We start from the raw sequence: 21,085 nt of genomic DNA, 5'->3' as shown, positions 1-21,085 counted from the left end.
TAAATGTTAAACTAGCTTTAAATAAGGGGTGTGTAAATTGGAGAAAAATGAACATATAAATATAGATATCTTGGCAACATCAGATATGCATAGTCATTTTATGAATGGAGATTTTGGATCAAATATATATCGTGCTGGTACCTATGTTAAAAATATTAGAGAAAACAATGATAAAGTCATTTTATTAGATAGTGGGGGAAGTGTAGCTGGCTCATTGGCTGCGCATTATTATGCTATTGTCGCGCCTTATAAACGTCATCCTATGATTAAATTAATGAATGCTATGCAGTATGATGCTAGTGGTATAAGTCCGGATGATTTTAAATTTGGATTATCATTTTTGACTAAAGCAGTATCACTATCAAGGTTTCAATGGTTATCTGCGAATATAGAATTTGCATTAACAAAGGAACCATATTTCTCAACACCTTATATAATTAAAGAATACGATAATGTTCGAATCGCAATTGTAGGTTTAACTGCAGATGGATTAATGAAAAACGAATTCGCTGAAATGGAGAAAGAGGTTAGTATTGAAAAAGCACTATTATCTGCTAAACGCTGGATTAGATATATACATGAAAGTGAACATCCTGACTTCTTAATTGTAATCTATCATGGAGGACTATATAAAATAAATCAAACGAATACAAGACATAGAAAAGGTTCTCATGAAGCGGAAAAAATAATGAAGGAAATAGGTGTGATCGATTTAATGATAACAGCGCACCAGCATCAAACGATAATAGGTAATGATTTTGAAACAGTATATGTTCAAGCAGGACAAGATGCTCAAGAGTTAGTACACGTCAAAATTAAATTTAAAAAACGTACGAACTCGTTCGAAAAAGAAGATATTGAATCTACAGTAATTAATTTAAGTGAGTATCCAGAAGATCAGGAATTACTTGAGACAACGTATTATGATCGTAAAGCCTTAGAACATTGGTCAAAGGATATTGTTTCAGAGAATAAAGTCGATTTACAGGTTAATGGCTTGGAAGACTTACTAAGTAGTCCACACCCATTTATACAATTATTACATGATAGTCTACATTTAGCCTATGAGAATAATATTACTTGTATTAACGTGCCTAAAAATGGCGAAAAGGGATTAAAAGGTATAGTGACTAATGAGGATGTCTATAATGCTTATCCACACCCTGATAAAGCTATAGATATAACACTTAGAGGCCATCAAATTAAAAAGATGCTTGAATATACTTATTCTTATATTCAATTTGAGCAAAATCAATTAAGTATGACTATTATTGATGAAACATTATGTACATTATGGCAAGGATTTGATTATGAGGTAGATATGTCAGCGCCTCGTTTTGATAGAGTGAATATAAAAAATATTGAGTTAGATGAAAAGTATAGAGTTACAATGACAGATTATTGTTATAGAAATTATCGTCAATACTTGGAAGATGAATCAATACTTCATTCCACATATGATCGACCGATGAGTTCACTTATCGCTGAAAAGCTAAATCAACCTGATTATTATTTAAAGTTGGATTCTAATTTTTCAATAGCGTATTAAAAACAGTACTCATATAAGTAAACGTATTTAAATTGTAAATTACTTCAAAAAAACTTTTCTTAGTTAAAACTAAGAAAAGTTTTTTATCCATGAAATATTAATAATAGTATAATTGCCACAATTTGTCCTAAAGAGGTAGTTACGATGCGACGTGTATATTGATAACTCAATGATAATACTAACTGAGCTACAAAAATAAATGCCACTATCCACCATTTATCTAAATAAATAAATAAAGAACTAGAACATAATGCAGTAATCAAGATGATTAACCAAGTAGGCAGTTTAAATTGAGTCAGTTCTTTTTGTAAAACAGTTCTCATGTATAACTCATGACAAGGAATTACAAAAATTAACGTCACTAACATCTGCCATTTGAAATAAACACCTGTTCTTGATAATTCTTTAATAAGTTCTGCATATGTTATTTGTGGTGTAAGTAATGAAAAAATTAATTGTATTATAACCAAGACGATACCTGTAGCGATACCAACTCCGATAGAAGTTAAAAGTCGTTTGGATTCTATATCTCTTTGGTAAAATACATAACTAATACCTGCAATTAACATAATACCAGTGTATAGATACCAGTACTCTTGATGCTCTCCCCACATAACAAATAAAATCAAATGGAATACAATGAAACTTGCTATAAACCAAATTAAAGCTTTTGATATATTTTTCATTTTAATGTATACCTTCTTATTCAACGATAGTATATCGTTTATGATTAATAACTGTTTTTTCTGGTAAGTCTAATTCATTGAAGTTATCCATAATTGTTAAGTCTACAATAACTGAATTGTCATTAATTTTCTCAACACGGCCTCTTAAACCGTCATAAAATTCTACGATATTTCCTACTTCTGCAACAGTCATACGGAGTCCTCCTAAATTCATAACTAGGCTATATTGTACTAAAAATTTGCATAATAATAAACAAATATATGCTAAAAATGGCAAATAATATTTTAATTATGAAAATAATGTCAAATTTGAGTAAATAATTGGCAAAATAACTAAATATAAGGCATAACTAAACTAAGGGCATATACGAGAGAGTCAAAGGAGAGATATAGATGAAATTTGTAAGCAATAATAATATTACTGATCCTACAATTAACCTTGCCATGGAAGAGTACGTGCTAAAACATTTACCTTCGGATGACAGTTACTTTCTATTTTATGTAAATGGACCGTCTATCATTGTCGGAAAAAATCAAAATACTATAGAAGAGGTTAATAAACAATATGTAGATGAAAATAACATACATGTTGTACGCCGTATTTCAGGTGGTGGAGCTGTATACCATGACCAAGGTAATCTAAATTTTAGTTTTATTACAGATGATGACGGTAATAGCTTCCATAATTTCAAAAAGTTTACAGAGCCAATCGTACAAGCACTTCAATCAATGGGTGTAGATGCTGAAATGACTGGTCGTAATGATATTCAAGTAGGGCAAGCTAAAATTTCAGGGAATGCCATGGTTAAAGTTAAAGATAGAATGTTTAGTCACGGCACATTAATGTTAAATAGTGACTTGGGAGAAGTACAAAATGCATTGAAAGTTAATCCTAAAAAAATTCAATCTAAAGGTGTTAAGTCTGTGCGTAAGCGTGTAGCAAATATCGATGAATTTTTAGAAGAATCGATTTCAATTGATGACTTTAAACAAATTATTCTAAAAACAATTTTTGGTGAACATGAAGTTGAAGAATATAAGTTAACAGACGAAGATTGGAAGAATATAGAAGCATTAAGTAATGAGAAATACCGTACCTGGGAATGGAACTACGGTCGAAATCCTAAGTATAATTTTGAACGCGATGAAAAATTTGAAAAAGGATTTGTACAAATTAAATTCGATGTTAAAAAAGGCAAAATTGAACATGCTAGAATATTTGGAGATTTCTTTGGTGAAGGTGATGTAACAGAGTTGGAGAACGCACTTGTTGGCGTTTTGCATGATTACAATCACATTAAGGAAGCTATGGAAGAGTTTGATTTCTATCATTATTTTGGCGCTATTGAAAAAGAAGATATTTTAAAATTGATGTCTTATTAATATAACTAAGCGGCTATATAGGATTTAACCTATAGCCGCTATATTTTTATTTATTTAAATGATCAATAGCATATTGCGCTTCTTCTTGTGTGAACTTTTCACCGTAACTAGAAGTGAGTTGATCATAAATTGCATCATTAGACATATCTTGTTGATTTGCATAATCCTTAGCTTTTTCTAAAGCATTTTTCTTATAATCAACTTTAAGATTATCAATTGCATATTGAGCAGCATCTTCTGGGAATTTTTCTCCCGCATCAGATGTTAATTGATCATAAATACCTTGTTTAGACATATGCATAACATCAGAATATGTCTTAGCTTTATTAAGAGCCGATTTTTGTTCTCTAGTAGCATCAGAATCATTTGAACTTTGTTGCTCAGTATTATTAGAATTAAGACTATTATTAGAATTACTAAAAGAAGCAGTACAAGCTGATATTCCTATTATGATAAGGATTAATAAAACTAGGCAACCACCACAACCACCACATCCCCATAACCATCCTTTTTTCTTATTGGACTTATGCTGTTGGTAATCTTGAAATTGTTGCCATTGTCTTTGCTCTTCATTGCTCTCAAAATGTCGATCAGCCATTATTTAACATTCTCCTTCAAAATTTATATTTTATACAAATAAGTATATTATATAAATTAGACATATGGAACGAAATATTTTTAAATTTTAAATTTTTTAATATTTTAAATTAATGTAAGTTCTAACGTAAAATTAATGTTAAAGAGTAAATTAATAATTTAATAAATAGTTTATTTGAAAATGAAATAGGAGTAAATTAGCTTTTATGAGTGGAAAATAGAAATGTAAAAAAACCCTCCAATAAATGGAGGGTTTAAAATGACGGAAACGGAGGGATTCGAACCCTCGCGCCGCTCTCGCGACCTACACCCTTAGCAGGGGCGCCTCTTCAGCCAACTTGAGTACGTTTCCATATGGCTCCGCAGGTAGGATTCGAACCTACGACCGATCGGTTAACAGCCGATAGCTCTACCACTGAGCTACTGCGGAATAATATGTATTTATATAATGTATCTCTATGAGCACAAATATTATTATATCAATAAACTTAAAATTTGCAAGGGATTATATTTAAAAAATATACGGAACATTTACACTATATTAATATAAAAGTCCCGTATGATTTAAAATTAAACGTAAAACTATTTATCTTGTAATAGTGAATAATGTGAAAGTGCTTCGAAAATATTTAAAGTCGTTTTCTCATAATCAATTGGCATTTCTGGATTGTTTGACTTCATACGAGATTGTTTATCGACCATGTAATAATAAAAAATGCAGTTAGAGTATTGGTGCCAAATACTGTGGTAGGAAACATTAAGTGTTAATGTTTGATGATTTGCAAAAATAATTTTACATTTTCGATTTTTAAGAGGTTTAATTTCATGTACATAATGCATATTAATCCACATGTTTTCTTCTAAACGGTCTGAATGCGTAGGGAAAAATAAGTGGGGAAGAGAGGAGTCAATAAAATAGGTGGTTTACTAGTAATGCCGGCAATTCGTTGTGTTTCGGATTTCTTACTAATATAGCTATTACCATAAAATTTACATGAGCGTTCGACGATTTTTTGTGTTTTGAATGGGCTTGAAACTATTGTGGAATCATATTTCCATATTTCTGATCCTTTTGTTTGCTCATAATCATCAATGACGGGTTTGATTATCATATCTCCTTTTCGAATAATATATACAGTATTTTGGCTTTGAGAAATATTTGTCATCTCTTAACCTCCTTAAATTTATATCATTATTAAGCGCTAAAAACTCAACGATTAATAATATAAATTTATTATATAAAATTTTTATATGTTGTCAAGATAATCATTACATATAAAATTACACTTATTTTTTGTGAAAAGTCAGAATATTCGATTGATTTAAAAAATAAAAGCTTGTATACTATCCTTATACAAAAAAGAAAGGCAGTGATTACAATGAATCACAACACGGATGTCAAAAATACGACACTAGAAGATTTTGTAACGACAGTTAATGATTTAGGCGTTGAGCTAGTCATTGAAGAGGCACTTCGTCAAGGACGAAAGAAACAGTTAATGAAATTGATTGATGAAGCGTTGATTAATAAGAACGAAAAAGATTTTATTAACTATACTACTGAATATAAAAATCTGGAGGCATTTCTCAATGAGTAAATTAGGATCCTGTAACTCATTATAAAAGGTCTATTCACTACTTAAATCAAAGTTAGCGAATAGACCTTTTTACATTTTATTTTTGACCACCGTTTGATTTTCCCTCAATTTTATTACGAATCCATTTTACTAAATATCCTGTTATAACAATTCTAAGTACGCGTTTGATAATATTCATACTAGCTTACTCCTTTTTTTATGTTTATTTGAGTTTACCCGTTCTACACATTATTAAAGATAATTTCTAAAATTACTGATTAAATTTTTGAATGGCGGTTATTTGGTATAAATATATAGCCATTTTGATCAGCTTTAGTTGTAAAGATTATGATAATACCATGGATAATTGAAATAATGGTTGGAATAGTAGTCCAAAAGAACACTAAATGAAGCACGCCTTGCCACACTTTGTCTGCGTAAAATTTATGAATGCCGACACCACCCAAAAATAAAGAACATAATACATATAATGTTTTATTAACTCTCATAACTTTGTTGCCTCCTTAATCTCATATTTTAAGCATTTCAAAAATTAAATCAAATATTACTGAGGTGATTGAAAAAATGATTATAATTACAATCAAAATGTTTCAATTTACTGCAATTAATTTATTATTATTTGTAAATTTTATATAATATAGTTAACAAGCTAATGGAGAGGAGAATGGGAAATTGATCAGAAAAGCACGTCCGAGCGACAGTAAGCAAATAGCGGAATTATGTTATATCATTTGGCATGATATGGAACTAGATATTGTACAAGAAATTACAAAAGAACGTGTTATTCATGCAATTGAAGAAAGTATAGTCAATATTAAATATAGAACGAATTATAATAACATTTGGGTATATGAGCAAGACAATCATGTTGCAGGATGCATCATAGCATATAAGGGTGATAAAGAATTAGAGTTAGAAGCTACATGGAATAAATTACCGTTGGAAGAAGACATAAAAGCACTAGGTACGCCATTACCTTTGAAAGAATCTAAAGATGATGAATGGTACATTGAGGCTGTTGCAACATTCTCGGAATATAGAGGACAGGGTATTGCAACTAAATTATTTAATTATTTAATATCTACATACCCAGATAGAAAGTGGAGCTTAAGTTGTGACTACGATAATCCAAGAGCTAAGAAATTATACGAACGCTTAGGTTTTAAATGGACTGAGGATATAGAGTTGTATGGCCATCAATATTTACATATGGTTTATTCTTCATAGGTAAAAAATAAAACGGAGGAGACAGAAACTATAATTAGTTTCATTGACTCACTCCGAATCTCCTTACTATGAAATATTAAAAATTTATCTCAGGATATTAAATGCCACCTAATAGGGCACTAATATAAATACCTAAAGCGTATAATACACCAAAAATTGTGTTTGTTTTTCCAGTTGCAGCCATAGCAGGCATCATACTTGCAGGTGTATCATTCTTTTTGAAACGACGAAAGGCTTTAACTGGCATAGGGAATGATAACAAGACAAGTAGATAAAATAGTGAACCACCATCTACAAATAATGCAGTATAGACAACGAAAACGTATGCAATGATATACATAACTGCCATAAATGTAATTGATGCGCGTTTACCTAATAAAATAGGTAGAGTTTTACGTCCACTCGCTTGGTCTTTGACTCTGTCGCGTATATTATTAGCCATGTTAATTAGACCAATTGTAATTACTATTGGAATACTAATCCAAACCACAAAGCTATTGATATTGCCAGTTTGTATGAAGAACGCTAATAAAATAATAATCATACCCATGAATAAACCAGAAAACAGTTCACCAAAAGGTGTCCAAGAAATTGGCATTGGGCCACCTGTATATAAATAGCCAATTGCCATACAGATGATTCCTACTGGAATAATCCAAAATGAACTATTCGCTGCTAAAAAGATACCAAGCAATGCAGCAACGATATAAAAAGCAATTGCTAGATTCATGACAAGTTTTGGACTCATACCATTTCTTACGATAGCACCACCGATACCAACGGAAGTGTGATCATCTAAACCTTTTTTAAAGTCGTAGTATTCATTAAACATGTTTGTTGCAGCTTGGATAAGTAAACAAGCGATTAACATTGCAATAAATAACATGAATTTGATGTTATCTTGACTACCTAATAAAAAAAGTTTTGCAGTTGCAGTACCAACTAAAACTGGTACAACAGCAGCAGTTAAAGTATGAGGTCGCATCAAATGCCAATATTTTCTAACAGTAGAATATTGTTGATATTGATTTGCCATAATTTGATCTACCTCTTATTGTATATTGTTTTAACATATGTATTTTAAAGGAATAGTAAATAAAGGTCAATCAACGTGAAATATTTCTCTAGAAGATTAAGCAATTATGCCACCATAAATAGTTAAAAATGATACAATATTGTAATGAGAAAAAATAGATAATGAAAGAAGTGAAATGAATGGCTGCGAATATAAAGGAAGATGACATTATTGAGTCAATATATGAAAGTAACAAAAGCTGGGTATCTGTTGAAGTGAAAATTGATAGAGAACTTGCACCTGATGAATTATTCAATTTAACAGAATCTCAGGCAGGAGATCGCTTTTATTTTCGCTTAAATGATAATGCGTCTTCATTTTTCGGCTATCATGCTGTTCAAAGATTCAAAAATAACTTTGATAATAAGCAATCGATCTTTCGTGAGTGGGAAAAATTTAAAAAAGATATTGAATTGGTACACCCGGATATAGAAAAGCATCATTTGAAAGTCATTGGAGGATTTCAATTTTCTAGCCATAAATCTGATGATGAATGGCGTGAATTTGGCATTAATCATTTTGTAATACCTCAAGTTTTAATATCAAATATCGGACAAACTACTTATCTGACATATACAGTTGAAAGAGCCCAATTTGATATTGAACAGTTTAAAGAAGTAGTGAATTACTTTGAAGAAACTCAAATTGCTAAAGCTGAACATGATGAAACATTGGGGAATATCTTACGAATGGAAGATATCTATGTTGATGAGTGGAAAGAACTCGTTAGGGATGCGATTGCTCAGCTTGATGAAAATAAAAAAATCGTTCTTGCAAGACGTCGTTTGATTAAATTTGATAAACCAATTAATATACCTTATGTGCTTAATCGAGCATTACAAAGTGAAAGAAACAGCTATTTATTCATTTTAGAATCCAATCAATCTGTATTCTTTTCACAAACGCCAGAACAACTTTTAAAAGTAGAAGACGGTGTTCTATCTACAAAAGCTGTAGCTGGTACGATTAAGCGATCTAACGACATAGACGAAGATGAAAAAAATATACAAGCATTTCTAAAAGATAAAAAGAATTTAGGTGAACATGATTTTGTAGTTAAAAGTATTCTAGATGACATAACGCCTTATGTTGATAATATTGAATATAATCATTCACCTAATATTTTAAAAAACGACCATCTATATCATTTATATACTCAAATTCAAGGTCAGTTAAAAAACAATTCCTTTATAGGACTAATTGATGAAATGCATCCTACACCAGCTTTAGGTGGCTACCCTAAAAATGAAGCACTCAAATTTATTGAAGAAAATGAATTTGGAACACGAGGCTTATACGGCGCACCAGTTGGTTATATCGACATGAATGATGATTGTGAATTTATTGTAGCAATACGCTCAATGTTAATAAAACAAAATCAAACCACGTTATTTGCAGGGTGTGGTATCGTAAAAGATTCTGACCCTGATAGTGAGTTAGCTGAAACTGCGGTTAAATTTTCACCGATGATGAATGCTTTAGGAGTAGTGGATAAGAATGAATCATAATGACGCACTAACAAAACAAGTATATACATTTGCTTCGGAGTTATATGCCTATGGCGTACGTGAAGTTGTAATTAGTCCCGGCTCAAGATCAACGCCATTGGCCATTGCTTTTGAAGCACATCCTAATATTAAGACATGGATACATCCTGATGAACGTAGTGCAGCGTTTTTTGCTTTAGGCTTAATAAAAGGTAGCGAACGCCCTGTAGCTATTTTATGTACCTCTGGTACTGCGGCGGCAAATTATACACCAGCAATTGCAGAGAGCCAAATCAGTCGTATACCTTTAATTGTATTAACAAGTGATCGTCCACATGAATTAAGAAGTGTGGGGGCACCACAAGCAATTAATCAAGTTAATATGTTCGCAAATTATGTTAATTTTCAATTTGATATGCCTGTAGCAGATGGTACTGATTACATGCTAGACGCAATTTATTATCAAATGCAAATTGCAAGTCAGTATCTATATGGTCCACATAGAGGTCCTATTCATTTTAATTTACCATTTAGAGAGCCATTAACACCTAACTTAGAAAGACAAGAGTGGCTAACATCTTATACTAAAAAGCTGCCGCATTATCAAAAAAATATTAATGTTCAAGACATCAGACATATATTAAAAGAGAAAAAAGGGTTAATAATAGTTGGTGATATGCAACATCAAGCTATCGATCAAATACTTACTTATGCGACCGTGCATGACATACCTATACTTGCAGATCCATTAAGTCAATTACGTAAGTATAATCATCCAAATGTGATTACGACATATGATTTATACTATCGTGCAGGACTCGACTTAGATGTTGATTTCGTAATAAGAGTTGGTAAACCTGTTATCTCAAAAAAATTAAATCAATGGCTTAAGCGCACAAATGCATATCAAATTTTAGTGCAGAATAATGACAAGATAGATGTATTTCCAACGCCACCGAGTATTTCATATGAAATATCTGCAAATGATTTCTTTAGAAATCTTATCGAAGAAGCAGCTGTCGATCGAAAAGACTGGATAAACATGTGGCGAACACTTGAATCACAGGCTAGAAATACAATCGATAAACATATGACAAATGCAACAGATGAAGCGGCATTTGTAAAAATATTAATTGATAAATTAACTAAAGACGATGCTATTTTTGTAAGTAACAGTATGCCAGTTCGTGATGTCGATAATCTACTTTATAATAGTGAAGTTGAAGTATATGCGAATCGTGGTGCAAATGGTATCGATGGAGTTGTATCAACTGCTATTGGAATGGCTGTACACAAGAAAATCACGCTGATAATCGGCGATTTAGCATTCTATCATGACATGAATGGTCTTTTAATGGCTAAAATTAATAATATTAATTTAAATATTGTTTTACTTAATAATGATGGTGGCGGTATATTCTCATATCTTCCACAAAAAGCATCTGCTGAAGCATATTTTGAACGTTTGTTTGGAACACCGACTGGATTGAATTTTGAATATACAGCATTACTTTATGATTTTACATTCAAACGATTTAATACTGTGGCAGATCTCACTCAAGAAAAGCTATCACATATGAATTCACATATTTACGAAATGGTAACCAATCGTGATGACAATATGTCACAACATCAAATTCTATATAAGAAATTGAGTGGTATTCTAAATGTTACACTATAACTTCTATCAATCACAAAACAATTCAAATCAGTTATTAGTACTTTTACATGGCTTTATTAGTGATAGTCGTACGTTTAATGATGATGTTCAATATTTTTTACAAGAGGCTAATGTTCTTACAATCGATTTACCAGGGCATGGACAAGATCAATCACCAATTGATGTAACTTGGGACTTTCCATACATTACGACACAATTAGATGAGTTATTAGATATATACAAATCTTATGATATTACTTTACTCGGATATTCAATGGGTGGCAGAGTGGCCTTGTATTATGCGTTGTACGGTAAATGCTCTTTGTCAAAATTGATAATTGAAAGTAGTTCCCCAGGAATCAAAGATGAAAATAATCGACATGAGCGTCAACAAATAGATGCAGCAAGAGCGAAAGTATTAGATATTGCTGGGTTAGAGGTATTCGTTAATGATTGGGAAAAATTACCACTATTTTATACGCAATATGAATTAGATAAAGATAAAAAGTCGGCTATAAGAGAAATGCGATTATCCCAAAATCCACATAAATTAGCAAAAGCATTGCGTGATTATGGTACTGGTCAAATGCCTAATTTATGGGAACAAATTGATAATATTCAAATACCTTGCTTTATTTTAACTGGTGAATTAGACCAAAAATTTGTAAAAACTGGTCAAGCTATGAATAGGGATATGAAATATAGTCAAATCCATTCTTTTTCAAATGTAGGTCATACAATTCATGTGGAAGATAAAGCGGAATTTGATACAATAGTATTAGGTTTTTTAAAGGAGGAGCAAAATGACTAGACAGTGGGAAACACTTAGAGAATATGATGAAATAAAATATGAATTCTACGAAGGAATTGCTAAGGTAACGATTAATCGACCTGAGGTAAGAAATGCATTTACACCTAAAACAGTTGCTGAGATGATTGATGCATTTAGTCGTGCACGTGATGATCAAAACATTTCTGTAATCATCTTAACAGGTGAAGGTGACAAAGCATTTTGTTCTGGCGGTGACCAAAAGAAACGTGGACATGGTGGTTATGTAGGCGAAGACCAAATCCCACGTTTAAATGTATTAGATTTACAACGTTTAATCCGTGTCATTCCTAAACCAGTTATCGCAATGGTTAGAGGTTATGCCATCGGTGGTGGTAACGTATTAAACGTAGTATGTGACCTAACAATCGCTGCTGATAATGCTATTTTCGGACAAACAGGTCCTAAAGTAGGTTCATTCGATGCTGGTTATGGTTCTGGTTACTTAGCAAGAATCGTTGGTCATAAAAAAGCACGTGAAATTTGGTACTTATGTCGCCAATATAATGCACAAGAAGCTTTAGACATGGGCTTAGTTAATACAGTGGTACCGTTAGATCAAATCGAAGATGAAACAGTTCAATGGTGTAAAGAAATTATGAAACACTCTCCAACAGCTTTACGTTTCTTAAAAGCTGCTATGAATGCGGATACTGATGGCTTGGCTGGATTACAACAAATGGCTGGAGATGCTACATTACTTTACTACACTACTGATGAAGCTAAAGAGGGTCGTGACGCGTTTAAAGAAAAACGTGATCCAGACTTTGATCAATTTCCTAAATTCCCATAAATCAGTAACGGTAAAATAAAAAGTATAATTTTAGGACACTTATATAGTGATAAACTGATTGACAGTTAACCACTATTTTAAGTGTCCTTTTTTAATTAAGGTTATATATTGTAGTTTGCTTTTAAGAATCTTTCTAATCGACGCATACCCTCTTTTAAGACATCCATGTCATATGCATAAGAGATACGAATGTAACCTTTACCCATATCGGTGAATGATGATCCGGGAACCATTGCTACGTGTGCTTCTTCAAGCACTTTGACACAGAAATCAAAATCATCAGAAGTATAGTTACGAATACTTGGGAATATATAAAAAGCACCTTCAGGTTGAGCATCCAATTCGAAGCCCAATTCTTTTAATTTATTTACTAAATAGTTACGACGCTCTATATAAGCTCGGTTCATATATTGAGGCGCATCTAATCCTTCATTAAGTGCAGCAATACATGCGATTTGTGATGGTACATTTGCACATATACAATTATATGCATGCATAAATGTTAACTTTTCAATTAGATACTCAGGACCTAGTAAGAAGCCTATACGAATACCGGTAGCTGAGTGAGACTTACTTAACCCACCAATAAGTAATAATTGATCACGAATTTCCTCAAATTCTGCAAATGAGACATGATTACCTTTGAAAGTATTTTCAGCATAAATTTCATCGCTAATAATAAAAATTTCTTTTTCTTTCAAATAATTTACAATGCCTTTTACTTCATCACGTTCTAATATCACACCAGTTGGATTCGTAGGATAATTCAGCAAAATTGCTTTTGTTTTATCAGTATAATGTTGCGCAATTAATTCTGGAGTGATTTTAAATTCTGTATTTGTAGTATCTATATAAATAGGCTTACCACCTAATGTTTCAACTAAAGGAATGTAGCCTGCATAAATAGGTCCTGGAATTAATATCTCATCTCCAGGTTCGATAATACTTCGCAATGACGTATCAAGTGCTTCACTCGCGCCATTCGTAATAATGATTTCCTCTTCACTATAATAAAAACCGTACTTATTTTTGAAATAATTACTTATTGCCTGTCGAGTTTCCGGCAATCCCTTATTGTGTGAGTAACTAGTTTTATCTTCTTTGATCGCATTGATGTATGCCTCTTTTACCACATCTGGCATAGGAAAGTCGGGTTGACCAATCGTTAAATTCACACAATCATCAATGTGCTTCATACGATTAGAGAACTGACGTATACTTGGTGCTCTTAAAAATTTGGAATTCGTATTTAAAGATAATTTCATTTTTTACACCTCAAAAAAACCAAATTATAGTAACTTTAAATGTTACTACAAAATTTTTAGAATAATCTTATAATAACATATTTTTTAGTCACCATAATTTGGTAAGTCCTTTTGTATTTAATTTTTTTATTATCCTCTAAAAGAAGAAGGTTTCTTTAAATTAATTAAAGGATTCGTCCATTTACAAACAAAGTTCGTCGATAGTAAATATACAATTAATACTGAAATGAGAATTAAATAACCGTAAGTGAATATTGATATATGATCTTTAAAAGGATATATTTCCAATCCTCTAACTATACCTATAACTAAACCATGTAATAAATAGACGTACATTGTGCGATTTCCTATATAAGTATAAACACGTTCATGATTACTCATTAAATTGAGGAATGAGAACATAGCTACAAAGATAACGAAGTATAGCAATAGTCTTTTCAATGGGCTGTACACATCTTCATTATTATTTTCAAGTGAAGTATAGGGACTACTACCTAAAAGCCAATCTGAATTGATTGGGTGTATATAGTAAACGATGAAAAATATAATAAGTACAATGATTGAAATTAGCCTTAATTTTTTATTTCTCAATAATTGAGTATGAGCTCGCGTTGTTAAATAACCAACATAAAAAATCGGGAAAAATACGATTGTTCTTGAAATACTCATATAACCATCGATATCATCAGAAAAACCTGCAAGTATTGAAATAATCAAAGCGACAGGTAATACATAATATGCTTTATAGCGACGTACTATGACAAGGATGACATGGAAACAAAATAATGTAAGTAAGAACCACAAAGCAAATACAGGATTAAAAGGGTCCATTTGAATTGCATCACTTTTACCAGTTACAAAATAATAGATAGAAAAGAATGCATAAAATATAGCGTATGGTGCAATTAACTTTTTAGCTACATTCTCTAGGTAATGTGGTTTATCTAAATGTTTCGCAAAGTATCCAGAGATAAATAAAAACGATGGCATATGGAAACTATAAATTAACAAATATAATGCAGATAAGTATTTACTTTCAGAAGTATAAGGTTGAATCATATGACCGAATACGACTAAAAAGATAAGGATGGCGCGCGCGTTATCGAAAAAGTAATCTCTTTTTGTATCCATCGACATACGATTGTCTCCTTTTTTAATTAATAACTGTATTTAATTTAGTATATATTAACATTGAAATGCAACAATTTAGGATGAAATGTTGGGTAATAACTATTACTTGTATGTAAATTCTATTTGATTTTAGAAAAATAGATTTAAATATGAATAGTATTTGCATAATAGGGAAGAGCAAGTTATCACATTAAAGGAGTGGATTAATATTAACATATTAAAAGACATCATTAAGCTGATACATCCAATGGTAGGTGGGAGTATCATCGGTCGAATCATAGCAAAGGAATCACAACAGGACTACAAAAATTTTAGGAAACCACCATTTTCTCCACCTACAAAAGCATTTCCAATCGTATGGCCAATATTATATTTATTAATGGGCGTTTCTTATTTAATCACTACTAAAAATAAAACCAAGACAACTCGAATTAAAGTGACACATTATACGCAGTTAACTTTAAACTATTTGTGGTCGATACTTTATTTTAAAAAGAAAGTAAGAGGTATTGCATTAATTGAAAGTATCATGTTGTTTATCTCAGTATTTGCTAACGCAGTATCAATGTTTAAAATACATCGAGTGGCTGGATTATTACAGATTCCATATGTACTTTGGTCTGCATTTGCAAGTTATTTAAATGCAGGTAATTATTACCTTAATAAGGACAATCCTAACTATAAATAGCAATGGAATATAGCAATGATTCATAGTTTAAATATATATTTAGCGAGATGCTTTAAAACTTAATGAAATTAAAATTGAATTATTTAGAATTGTATTGTGACAAAATATTGAAAGTACATGACATATAAAAAAATCATAGTATAATAGTATTATCAATTACAAAAGTGGAGTAGAACAACAATGTATAATCAACTAGAAAAACTTATTACACTAACTAATAATGACCTTAATTTGGTTAATAGACGTTTTGGACAGCGTACAGATATTACAAATGATCAATTAGAACTATTGAGAATTTTATATAGTTATGATCGATTGTCGCAATATGATTTAACGATGAAGATTAGTAGAGAGCAATCCATTGTATCTAGATGGATTAAGAAATTAGTGCAAAAAGGATATATAACTAGTCAACAATCTCATGAAGATTTACGTTGCAAAGACTTATGCCTAACAGAAGAAGCTCGTAATTTGATTCAACAAATCAATACGGCAAGATGTGAGTTAATAGAAGCACGTTGTCAGTGTCTAAGTAAGGAAGAAATACAAAGTTTAAATCAACTATTAGATAAGCTAAATAGTCGTCACATATATATTTAAATAAATGAGTCCTATTGTCTTAATGAATTTAGCCAAATGATCATTATAGCGATAGGGCTTTTTTAGTACAGCAAAATGTGCATAAAGAATATAACTTTTAATTCAATATTTAAAATTGTACGAACTAGCAACATATATAATTAAAATAATTATAAAAAGACAATTTCTATAGATTATCAATAGAAATTGTCTTTTTAATTTATCCAAGAACTTAATGTCCTAGAATCTTGGTTATTCAAATGAGAATTTTATGTCTCATTCAATTTATTAGTGAATATAGTTATTTAATTACTATAGCTTGAGATATCAAAATATTTACCAACAGCTTTAATTTCATTATAAAGTTGTTTTAAATATTGAGCGTTAGCATTAGCCCAATTAATATCAGTTGCATATTGATGTGTAGCAGGGTGGTCTGGATTCCAACGCATTTTATATAGCGTGTTTTGGCCTGCTTTAATATAGTCTTTACCTATAAATTTAGCACCACCAATAATCGCTTTAGACACTGTATTCCAACCAGCTTGCTTAGCATAATTAATACCATTGTATAGTGGATTAGCATCAAAAGCGGCTATACCAAATACATTATGATATTTTGTAGCATTATTAGTAGTAACATAGTTATTTACGATATTTGCACCTTTAGCTAATTGAGATTGACCATTACCAGTTTCAATTAATGCATGTGCAATTAAGTAAATTTCATTGATACCTGAAGTAGCAGCAGCTTGACTGAATGCTTGACCTTGATTTTCAAGAACACCTTTACCTTTAAGTAATTGATTTAAACTTGCTACAGAAAGGTTTTGCGGGCGATCTAAGCGTAAGAATTGGTATTTAAGCGTATCATCTTTAGCTAATTTTTCTGTGTTCATAGCATTTTTAATTTCACTATAAGTTGCGTTTGACCAACCATAACCGTTTCTTTGAACTTGTGGTGGAGCCCCGTACGCATTTTGTTGAAGTGATACAGCTTGATTTAATGTTCTATATGATTTTGAATATTTAACTAATTCTTTTTTCAAATCAGTATCTTTAATCCATACATATTTGCCATTACTTAATTTACCATAATACCAAGTTTTACCATTAACGACTTTACGATTTGTTACTTGGAAAATTTGTTCATTAAAAGCTTTTAATGAAGTTGCTTTAGCTGAACTAGGGTCATCATAGTAATAACCATTAGTAGTGTTGATAATAAATTCATATTGATATTTTTCACCATTATCTGATGAAGTATTTGATGAAGTTAAGTCATTCTTAGCGATCCAACCAGTTTTACCGTTAACTGTACCGTATAGATAAGTTGTGTTTCCAATAACAACTGATTTAGATACTTTAAATGATTTATTAGCTAAATCTTTATTATCTAAACGTTGTTGGTTTGTACCCCACGCAATTGAGTATAGACCATTATTTTTGTTGTTAATTTTATAAGTACCTGATGTTTTTTGTTCAGAACTAGAGTTTTGAACTTTCAAGTCTTTAACATTGAACCAACCTAAAGGTGTATTTGTCGTAGTATTTTGAAGTAACACATAAGTATTACCATCAATTGTTTTTTCTTTAGAAACGTTGAAAGTACGATTAGCATACTTAGTTGCATTTTTACCTATTTTATCATAAACAGTTGCACGTGCACCGCTGTTGTTCGCATTAACTTGAGCTACTTTCGACACAGTTTGAGTTGATGCAGTAGATGGCTTAGTAGCTTTAGTGTTTACAGCAAATTTAGCATTTACTTTAGGTGTTTGTTTAACATCAGTTGATTTAACCCAACCCCAAATATTGTTGATTACACCGTGTAAGTATGTTTCATTACCAACTTTAAGGTTATCAATTGATTTTAACTGTTTACCACTTGAAGGTACTGTAGCTTTAACTTGTTTAGCTGTTCCCCAAGGTGTGTCGTAAATATTTGCATTTCCATTAATATCGTAATAAGTGGCATTAGTTTTGTTAGGTGTTGTAGTTTTAATAGAAATTTCTGAAGCAGGTACCCAACCACGTGAAGTATTACCATTATAATCAGAAATTAAGTAATAATCTTTATTGTTCAACGTAGCTTTCTTAGTTATGTTGTACGTTTTTCCACCAATAGTTGCGTTAGCTTTCACATTTTTATCATAAACAGTTGTATACGTTCCTTTATTTTTAGTAGAAACTTGACCTAATGTATTCTTAAGATTCGATACTTTTAAAGTATTATCTACAGTAGGTGTTTTACTTCCAGAAGATGGTTTAGTTATATTAGATAGAAATGCTTGGCTAACCCATCCATTTTTACCATTTAAAGACCCATATAAATAAGTGGCTTTGCCAACTTGTTGAGACTTTGTTGCTTTAAATGGTGCTGTATTAGATTTTGAAACAGTTCCAGCTACTTGATTATAGTTACCCCATGGCACTGTATATAGCGTAGCACCTGATTTTATATTATATGATTGGTTTACTTTTACAGGAGATTTTACTGTATTATAAACGGTTTCTCCTTGCTTAACCCAACCGTAAACTTTACCACTATTGTAGTCAGATACTAGATAATACTTATCTTTGCCAAGTGTGGCAGATTTAGTTACAGATAAAGTGTTATGAACTTGGTTAGTAGCTTTACCTTTATCATCATAAACTGTTGTGTAAACACCACTATTATCAGTTTTAATTTGAGCTAAGCCACTATTTGACTTAACAGTTAATTTAGGTGCTGTAGTAGTGGAACCACTATTACTTGAACCACCTTTATTGGTATTAGATGAGCTACTACTTGAAGTAGTACCCCAAGGTGCTACTTGGCCTGTTTTAATTAAATATTTTTCATTAATTAAATCGTATAATTCATTATAAGTATAATTATGGCTTTGTAGGTAAGCGTGTGGGTCAGAATGGTCTGTACCACCTAGGAATCGACTAATTGCATAGTGAGTCCAAACTGTACCTTGACCATCATTTTCAGCACTATTAGGTGTTAATCCATAATATTGTAATTGTGTTGCAGCATAATCTGCATAGTTATTCATTGATTTAGCGAATGAAGCATAGTCATGTGTATGAACAATTTCAACATTTATAAAACGATCATTAGCATATGGACCCGCACCCCATGATAGGTAGTCAGTAGGGGCAGTTTCTATAATACGGTTACCATCTACAAATGCATGAACGAAAGCTGAGTTGTAATTGTTTTTCATGTAATTAATTTCGCCATCAATAGTTGAGTTATCATTAGCTGTATCATGAACTACAATACCCTCTGGTTTACCTACACCATTACGATATCCATATTTAGGGAAATAAGATGAATAATTTTCTTCGATTTTAGGTGCTTGTAAGTTATTCGAACGAATATAGTTGTTGATTGATGAACTTACTTGTGGTTTATATTTCGGTAAAGATGATGTAGTTGCTTTAGCTGCATAACGTTGAACTGTTTTTACTGAAGTAGCTGGACCACCTTTGCCACCAACTGATCTAAATCCAGAATAACCTGATTGTGTACTGTTAGATGTAGATGTTTGAGTTGTTTTTGATGCTGATGCATTCTTCGTATTAGCTTCTTGTGATGTTTTAGTTTGATCTACGTTTACTTGAGTTGCATTATTATCATTATTACTATAAGTACTTACTTTCTTATCACTGCTTTGCTCAGACTCTATTTGCTTGTTAGACTGAGCCACTTGATTAGTTTGTGATGGAGTAACAGATGATGAATTCAATTGATTCTTATTTGATGAAGTTAAACTATTCTCTTGTTGTGAATTAGAGCTACTTTCATCAATTTGATTATTAACATTTTGTGTAGTGTTTTGATTACTATTAGCAGACGTATCATCATTTGACTGAACTTGAGGCGATGATAAAGTGTCTTTAGAAGCTTGCAATGTTTGCTTATTAGCATCAGTATTACTTTGTGTGTTATTGATATTAGTTTTTTGATCAGATTTATTTGAAGTTGAAACTTCTTGCTCTTTATCTTGAACCTTAGCTTGTTCAGTATTTGAATTAGTAGCGTTTGTGTTAGCAGTACTTTGATTTTGCGTACTTTGTTGATCTTGTGAAGTCTGTTTTGTTGTAGTTAAATTATCTAATTTAGCATCATACGTTTTGCTTACTGTAGCAACAGATGCTTTAACATCAGAAGGATTTTGATACGTTTGTACCCCTGATACATTTTGAGCTGAATTAGTTACTTCTTTTTTAACTTGCTCAGCATTTTCTATATTTTGTTGATCATCAATAACATTATTTGTATTATTCGAATTTTGATTCGCTTCAGCTGCATGTGCATGTTGTGAAGTAAATGCAGCACCAAATAATGTGATCGCAATCATCGAAGGAAATTTTAAATTAAACTTTTTTTTCATATTGTTACTCCTCATTATTTTTATTATTACAATACTATTATAGTATTAAAATTCTGACTATGATTTGATTTAACTTATTTGTAAACTAACTTTAATACTTTCTTACATATAGTAAACAAATTATGTTTTTACTAAGGACTACATAACTAA

Annotated in this window: 19 protein-coding genes, 2 tRNA genes and 1 pseudogene; 10 read left to right on the top strand and 12 right to left on the bottom strand. The window is 31.3% G+C overall.

The annotated features are described in order from the left end of the window. The first annotated feature begins 37 nt into the window (after nt 1-37). A complete protein-coding gene (locus F1592_RS10580) occupies nt 38-1,549 on the top strand; it encodes a bifunctional metallophosphatase/5'-nucleotidase (RefSeq protein ID WP_053017793.1) in 1,512 nt (503 codons plus the stop codon). 83 nt (nt 1,550-1,632) lie between these two features. Here the strand turns inward: F1592_RS10580 and F1592_RS10575 are convergent, their stop codons facing one another. After that, nucleotides 1,633-2,235, bottom strand: coding sequence for a CPBP family glutamic-type intramembrane protease (locus F1592_RS10575; RefSeq protein WP_053017795.1), 603 nt, complete (start codon nt 2,233-2,235; stop codon nt 1,633-1,635). 16 nt (nt 2,236-2,251) lie between these two features. Beyond that, entirely contained in the window at nt 2,252-2,428 is a 177-nt protein-coding gene (locus F1592_RS10570) for a YkvS family protein (protein ID WP_011276202.1), read from the bottom strand. Between the two features lie 200 nt (nt 2,429-2,628). Between F1592_RS10570 and lplA the strand changes: the two genes are divergently transcribed. Further along, the gene (gene lplA / locus F1592_RS10565) at nt 2,629-3,618 is read left to right on the top strand and encodes a lipoate--protein ligase (protein ID WP_053017797.1); all 990 of its coding nucleotides are present in this window, start codon (nt 2,629-2,631) and stop codon (nt 3,616-3,618) included. Between the two features lie 46 nt (nt 3,619-3,664). On the opposite strand, the gene F1592_RS10560 is transcribed toward lplA, so the two are convergent. From F1592_RS10560 to F1592_RS10545, 4 genes and pseudogenes are all read right to left on the bottom strand, one after another. Then, complete coding sequence (locus F1592_RS10560; RefSeq protein ID WP_053017801.1) at nt 3,665-4,216, bottom strand: Ltp family lipoprotein; 552 nt, start codon at nt 4,214-4,216, stop codon at nt 3,665-3,667. A 262-nt stretch (nt 4,217-4,478) separates the two neighbouring features. Then, nucleotides 4,479-4,567 (bottom strand) — tRNA-Ser (locus F1592_RS10555). 3 nt (nt 4,568-4,570) lie between these two features. Further along, nucleotides 4,571-4,645: transfer RNA gene (locus F1592_RS10550), tRNA-Asn, on the bottom strand. A gap of 152 nt (nt 4,646-4,797) precedes the next feature. Then, nucleotides 4,798-5,327, bottom strand: a pseudogene (locus tag F1592_RS10545) (competence protein ComK). A gap of 267 nt (nt 5,328-5,594) precedes the next feature. Between F1592_RS10545 and F1592_RS10540 the strand changes: the two are divergent. Then, nucleotides 5,595-5,813 carry an IDEAL domain-containing protein gene (locus F1592_RS10540; protein WP_053017803.1) on the top strand — a complete coding sequence of 73 codons (219 nt, stop codon included), beginning with the start codon at nt 5,595-5,597 and terminating at the stop codon, nt 5,811-5,813. A gap of 76 nt (nt 5,814-5,889) precedes the next feature. On the opposite strand, the gene F1592_RS13815 is transcribed toward F1592_RS10540, so the two are convergent. Together F1592_RS13815 and F1592_RS10535 are read right to left on the bottom strand one after the other, a co-directional pair. Next, nucleotides 5,890-5,991 carry an SAR1012 family small protein gene (locus F1592_RS13815; RefSeq protein WP_011276194.1) on the bottom strand — a complete coding sequence of 34 codons (102 nt, stop codon included), beginning with the start codon at nt 5,989-5,991 and terminating at the stop codon, nt 5,890-5,892. Nucleotides 5,992-6,070: 79 nt separating this feature from the next. Continuing rightward, on the bottom strand, nt 6,071-6,301 hold the full coding sequence (locus F1592_RS10535) for an NINE protein (protein WP_053017804.1): 231 nt from the start codon (nt 6,299-6,301) through the stop codon (nt 6,071-6,073). 184 nt (nt 6,302-6,485) lie between these two features. On the opposite strand from F1592_RS10535, the gene F1592_RS10530 reads away from it, so the two are divergent. Continuing rightward, a complete protein-coding gene (locus tag F1592_RS10530) occupies nt 6,486-7,040 on the top strand; it encodes a GNAT family N-acetyltransferase (RefSeq protein ID WP_037535510.1) in 555 nt (184 codons plus the stop codon). A gap of 97 nt (nt 7,041-7,137) precedes the next feature. On the opposite strand, the gene F1592_RS10525 is transcribed toward F1592_RS10530, so the two are convergent. Then, the gene (locus F1592_RS10525; RefSeq protein WP_037535512.1) at nt 7,138-8,076 is read right to left on the bottom strand and encodes a 1,4-dihydroxy-2-naphthoate polyprenyltransferase; all 939 of its coding nucleotides are present in this window, start codon (nt 8,074-8,076) and stop codon (nt 7,138-7,140) included. A 179-nt stretch (nt 8,077-8,255) separates the two neighbouring features. Here F1592_RS10525 and F1592_RS10520 point away from each other — a divergent pair, with 179 nt between their 5' ends. From F1592_RS10520 to menB, 4 genes are read left to right on the top strand one after another with little or no spacing between them, the layout of a single operon-like run. Beyond that, entirely contained in the window at nt 8,256-9,623 is a 1,368-nt protein-coding gene (locus F1592_RS10520; protein WP_053017806.1) for an isochorismate synthase, read from the top strand. Further along, the gene (gene menD / locus F1592_RS10515; RefSeq protein ID WP_149809511.1) at nt 9,613-11,283 is read left to right on the top strand and encodes a 2-succinyl-5-enolpyruvyl-6-hydroxy-3-cyclohexene-1-carboxylic-acid synthase; all 1,671 of its coding nucleotides are present in this window, start codon (nt 9,613-9,615) and stop codon (nt 11,281-11,283) included. The genes F1592_RS10520 and menD overlap by 11 nt, the downstream gene beginning before the upstream one ends. Next, the gene (gene menH, locus F1592_RS10510; protein ID WP_053017810.1) at nt 11,270-12,073 is read left to right on the top strand and encodes a 2-succinyl-6-hydroxy-2,4-cyclohexadiene-1-carboxylate synthase; all 804 of its coding nucleotides are present in this window, start codon (nt 11,270-11,272) and stop codon (nt 12,071-12,073) included. Before menD ends, menH begins: the two co-directional genes overlap by 14 nt. Then, nucleotides 12,066-12,884, top strand: a complete 819-nt coding sequence (menB, locus tag F1592_RS10505) for a 1,4-dihydroxy-2-naphthoyl-CoA synthase (RefSeq protein WP_011276187.1) — start codon at nt 12,066-12,068, stop codon at nt 12,882-12,884. Before menH ends, menB begins: the two co-directional genes overlap by 8 nt. 101 nt (nt 12,885-12,985) lie before the next feature. Here the strand turns inward: menB and F1592_RS10500 are convergent, their stop codons facing one another. Beyond that, nucleotides 12,986-14,149, bottom strand: coding sequence for an aminotransferase class I/II-fold pyridoxal phosphate-dependent enzyme (locus F1592_RS10500; protein WP_053017812.1), 1,164 nt, complete (start codon nt 14,147-14,149; stop codon nt 12,986-12,988). Nucleotides 14,150-14,278: 129 nt separating this feature from the next. Then, complete coding sequence (locus tag F1592_RS10495) at nt 14,279-15,286, bottom strand: acyltransferase family protein (RefSeq protein ID WP_107610012.1); 1,008 nt, start codon at nt 15,284-15,286, stop codon at nt 14,279-14,281. 154 nt (nt 15,287-15,440) lie between these two features. On the opposite strand from F1592_RS10495, the gene F1592_RS10490 reads away from it, so the two are divergent. Both F1592_RS10490 and F1592_RS10485 read left to right on the top strand, forming a co-directional pair. Then, a complete protein-coding gene (locus tag F1592_RS10490; RefSeq protein ID WP_053017816.1) occupies nt 15,441-15,968 on the top strand; it encodes a TspO/MBR family protein in 528 nt (175 codons plus the stop codon). A 180-nt stretch (nt 15,969-16,148) separates the two neighbouring features. Further along, entirely contained in the window at nt 16,149-16,568 is a 420-nt protein-coding gene (locus F1592_RS10485; RefSeq protein ID WP_037535525.1) for a MarR family transcriptional regulator, read from the top strand. 284 nt (nt 16,569-16,852) lie between these two features. On the opposite strand, the gene F1592_RS10480 is transcribed toward F1592_RS10485, so the two are convergent. After that, the gene (locus tag F1592_RS10480; protein ID WP_149809512.1) at nt 16,853-20,935 is read right to left on the bottom strand and encodes a GW dipeptide domain-containing protein; all 4,083 of its coding nucleotides are present in this window, start codon (nt 20,933-20,935) and stop codon (nt 16,853-16,855) included. Nucleotides 20,936-21,085: the final 150 nt, after the last annotated feature.

The sequence above is a fragment of the Staphylococcus sp. GDX7P312P genome (genome assembly GCF_008385775.1).
Classification (GTDB): Bacteria; Bacillota; Bacilli; order Staphylococcales; family Staphylococcaceae; genus Staphylococcus; species Staphylococcus haemolyticus.
The sequence above is the reverse complement of the archived record's forward strand: the minus strand, read 5'-3'. Positions and strand labels throughout refer to the sequence as shown.

What these genes read in the sequence shown, in the direction of transcription:
- F1592_RS10520 (WP_053017806.1), top strand. Translation starts at nt 8,256, where the DNA reads ATGGCTGCGAATATAAAGGAAGATGACATTATTGAGTCAATATATGAA.
- F1592_RS10540 (WP_053017803.1), top strand. Translation starts at nt 5,595, where the DNA reads ATGAATCACAACACGGATGTCAAAAATACGACACTAGAAGATTTTGTA.
- F1592_RS10495 (WP_107610012.1), bottom strand. Translation starts at nt 15,286, where the DNA reads ATGTCGATGGATACAAAAAGAGATTACTTTTTCGATAACGCGCGCGCC.
- F1592_RS10485 (WP_037535525.1), top strand. Translation starts at nt 16,149, where the DNA reads ATGTATAATCAACTAGAAAAACTTATTACACTAACTAATAATGACCTT.
- menH (WP_053017810.1), top strand. Translation starts at nt 11,270, where the DNA reads ATGTTACACTATAACTTCTATCAATCACAAAACAATTCAAATCAGTTA.
- F1592_RS13815 (WP_011276194.1), bottom strand. Translation starts at nt 5,991, where the DNA reads ATGAATATTATCAAACGCGTACTTAGAATTGTTATAACAGGATATTTA.
- F1592_RS10480 (WP_149809512.1), bottom strand. Translation starts at nt 20,935, where the DNA reads ATGAAAAAAAAGTTTAATTTAAAATTTCCTTCGATGATTGCGATCACA.
- lplA (WP_053017797.1), top strand. Translation starts at nt 2,629, where the DNA reads ATGAAATTTGTAAGCAATAATAATATTACTGATCCTACAATTAACCTT.
- F1592_RS10560 (WP_053017801.1), bottom strand. Translation starts at nt 4,216, where the DNA reads ATGGCTGATCGACATTTTGAGAGCAATGAAGAGCAAAGACAATGGCAA.
- menD (WP_149809511.1), top strand. Translation starts at nt 9,613, where the DNA reads ATGAATCATAATGACGCACTAACAAAACAAGTATATACATTTGCTTCG.
- F1592_RS10570 (WP_011276202.1), bottom strand. Translation starts at nt 2,428, where the DNA reads ATGACTGTTGCAGAAGTAGGAAATATCGTAGAATTTTATGACGGTTTA.
- F1592_RS10535 (WP_053017804.1), bottom strand. Translation starts at nt 6,301, where the DNA reads ATGAGAGTTAATAAAACATTATATGTATTATGTTCTTTATTTTTGGGT.
- menB (WP_011276187.1), top strand. Translation starts at nt 12,066, where the DNA reads ATGACTAGACAGTGGGAAACACTTAGAGAATATGATGAAATAAAATAT.
- F1592_RS10575 (WP_053017795.1), bottom strand. Translation starts at nt 2,235, where the DNA reads ATGAAAAATATATCAAAAGCTTTAATTTGGTTTATAGCAAGTTTCATT.
- F1592_RS10500 (WP_053017812.1), bottom strand. Translation starts at nt 14,149, where the DNA reads ATGAAATTATCTTTAAATACGAATTCCAAATTTTTAAGAGCACCAAGT.
- F1592_RS10525 (WP_037535512.1), bottom strand. Translation starts at nt 8,076, where the DNA reads ATGGCAAATCAATATCAACAATATTCTACTGTTAGAAAATATTGGCAT.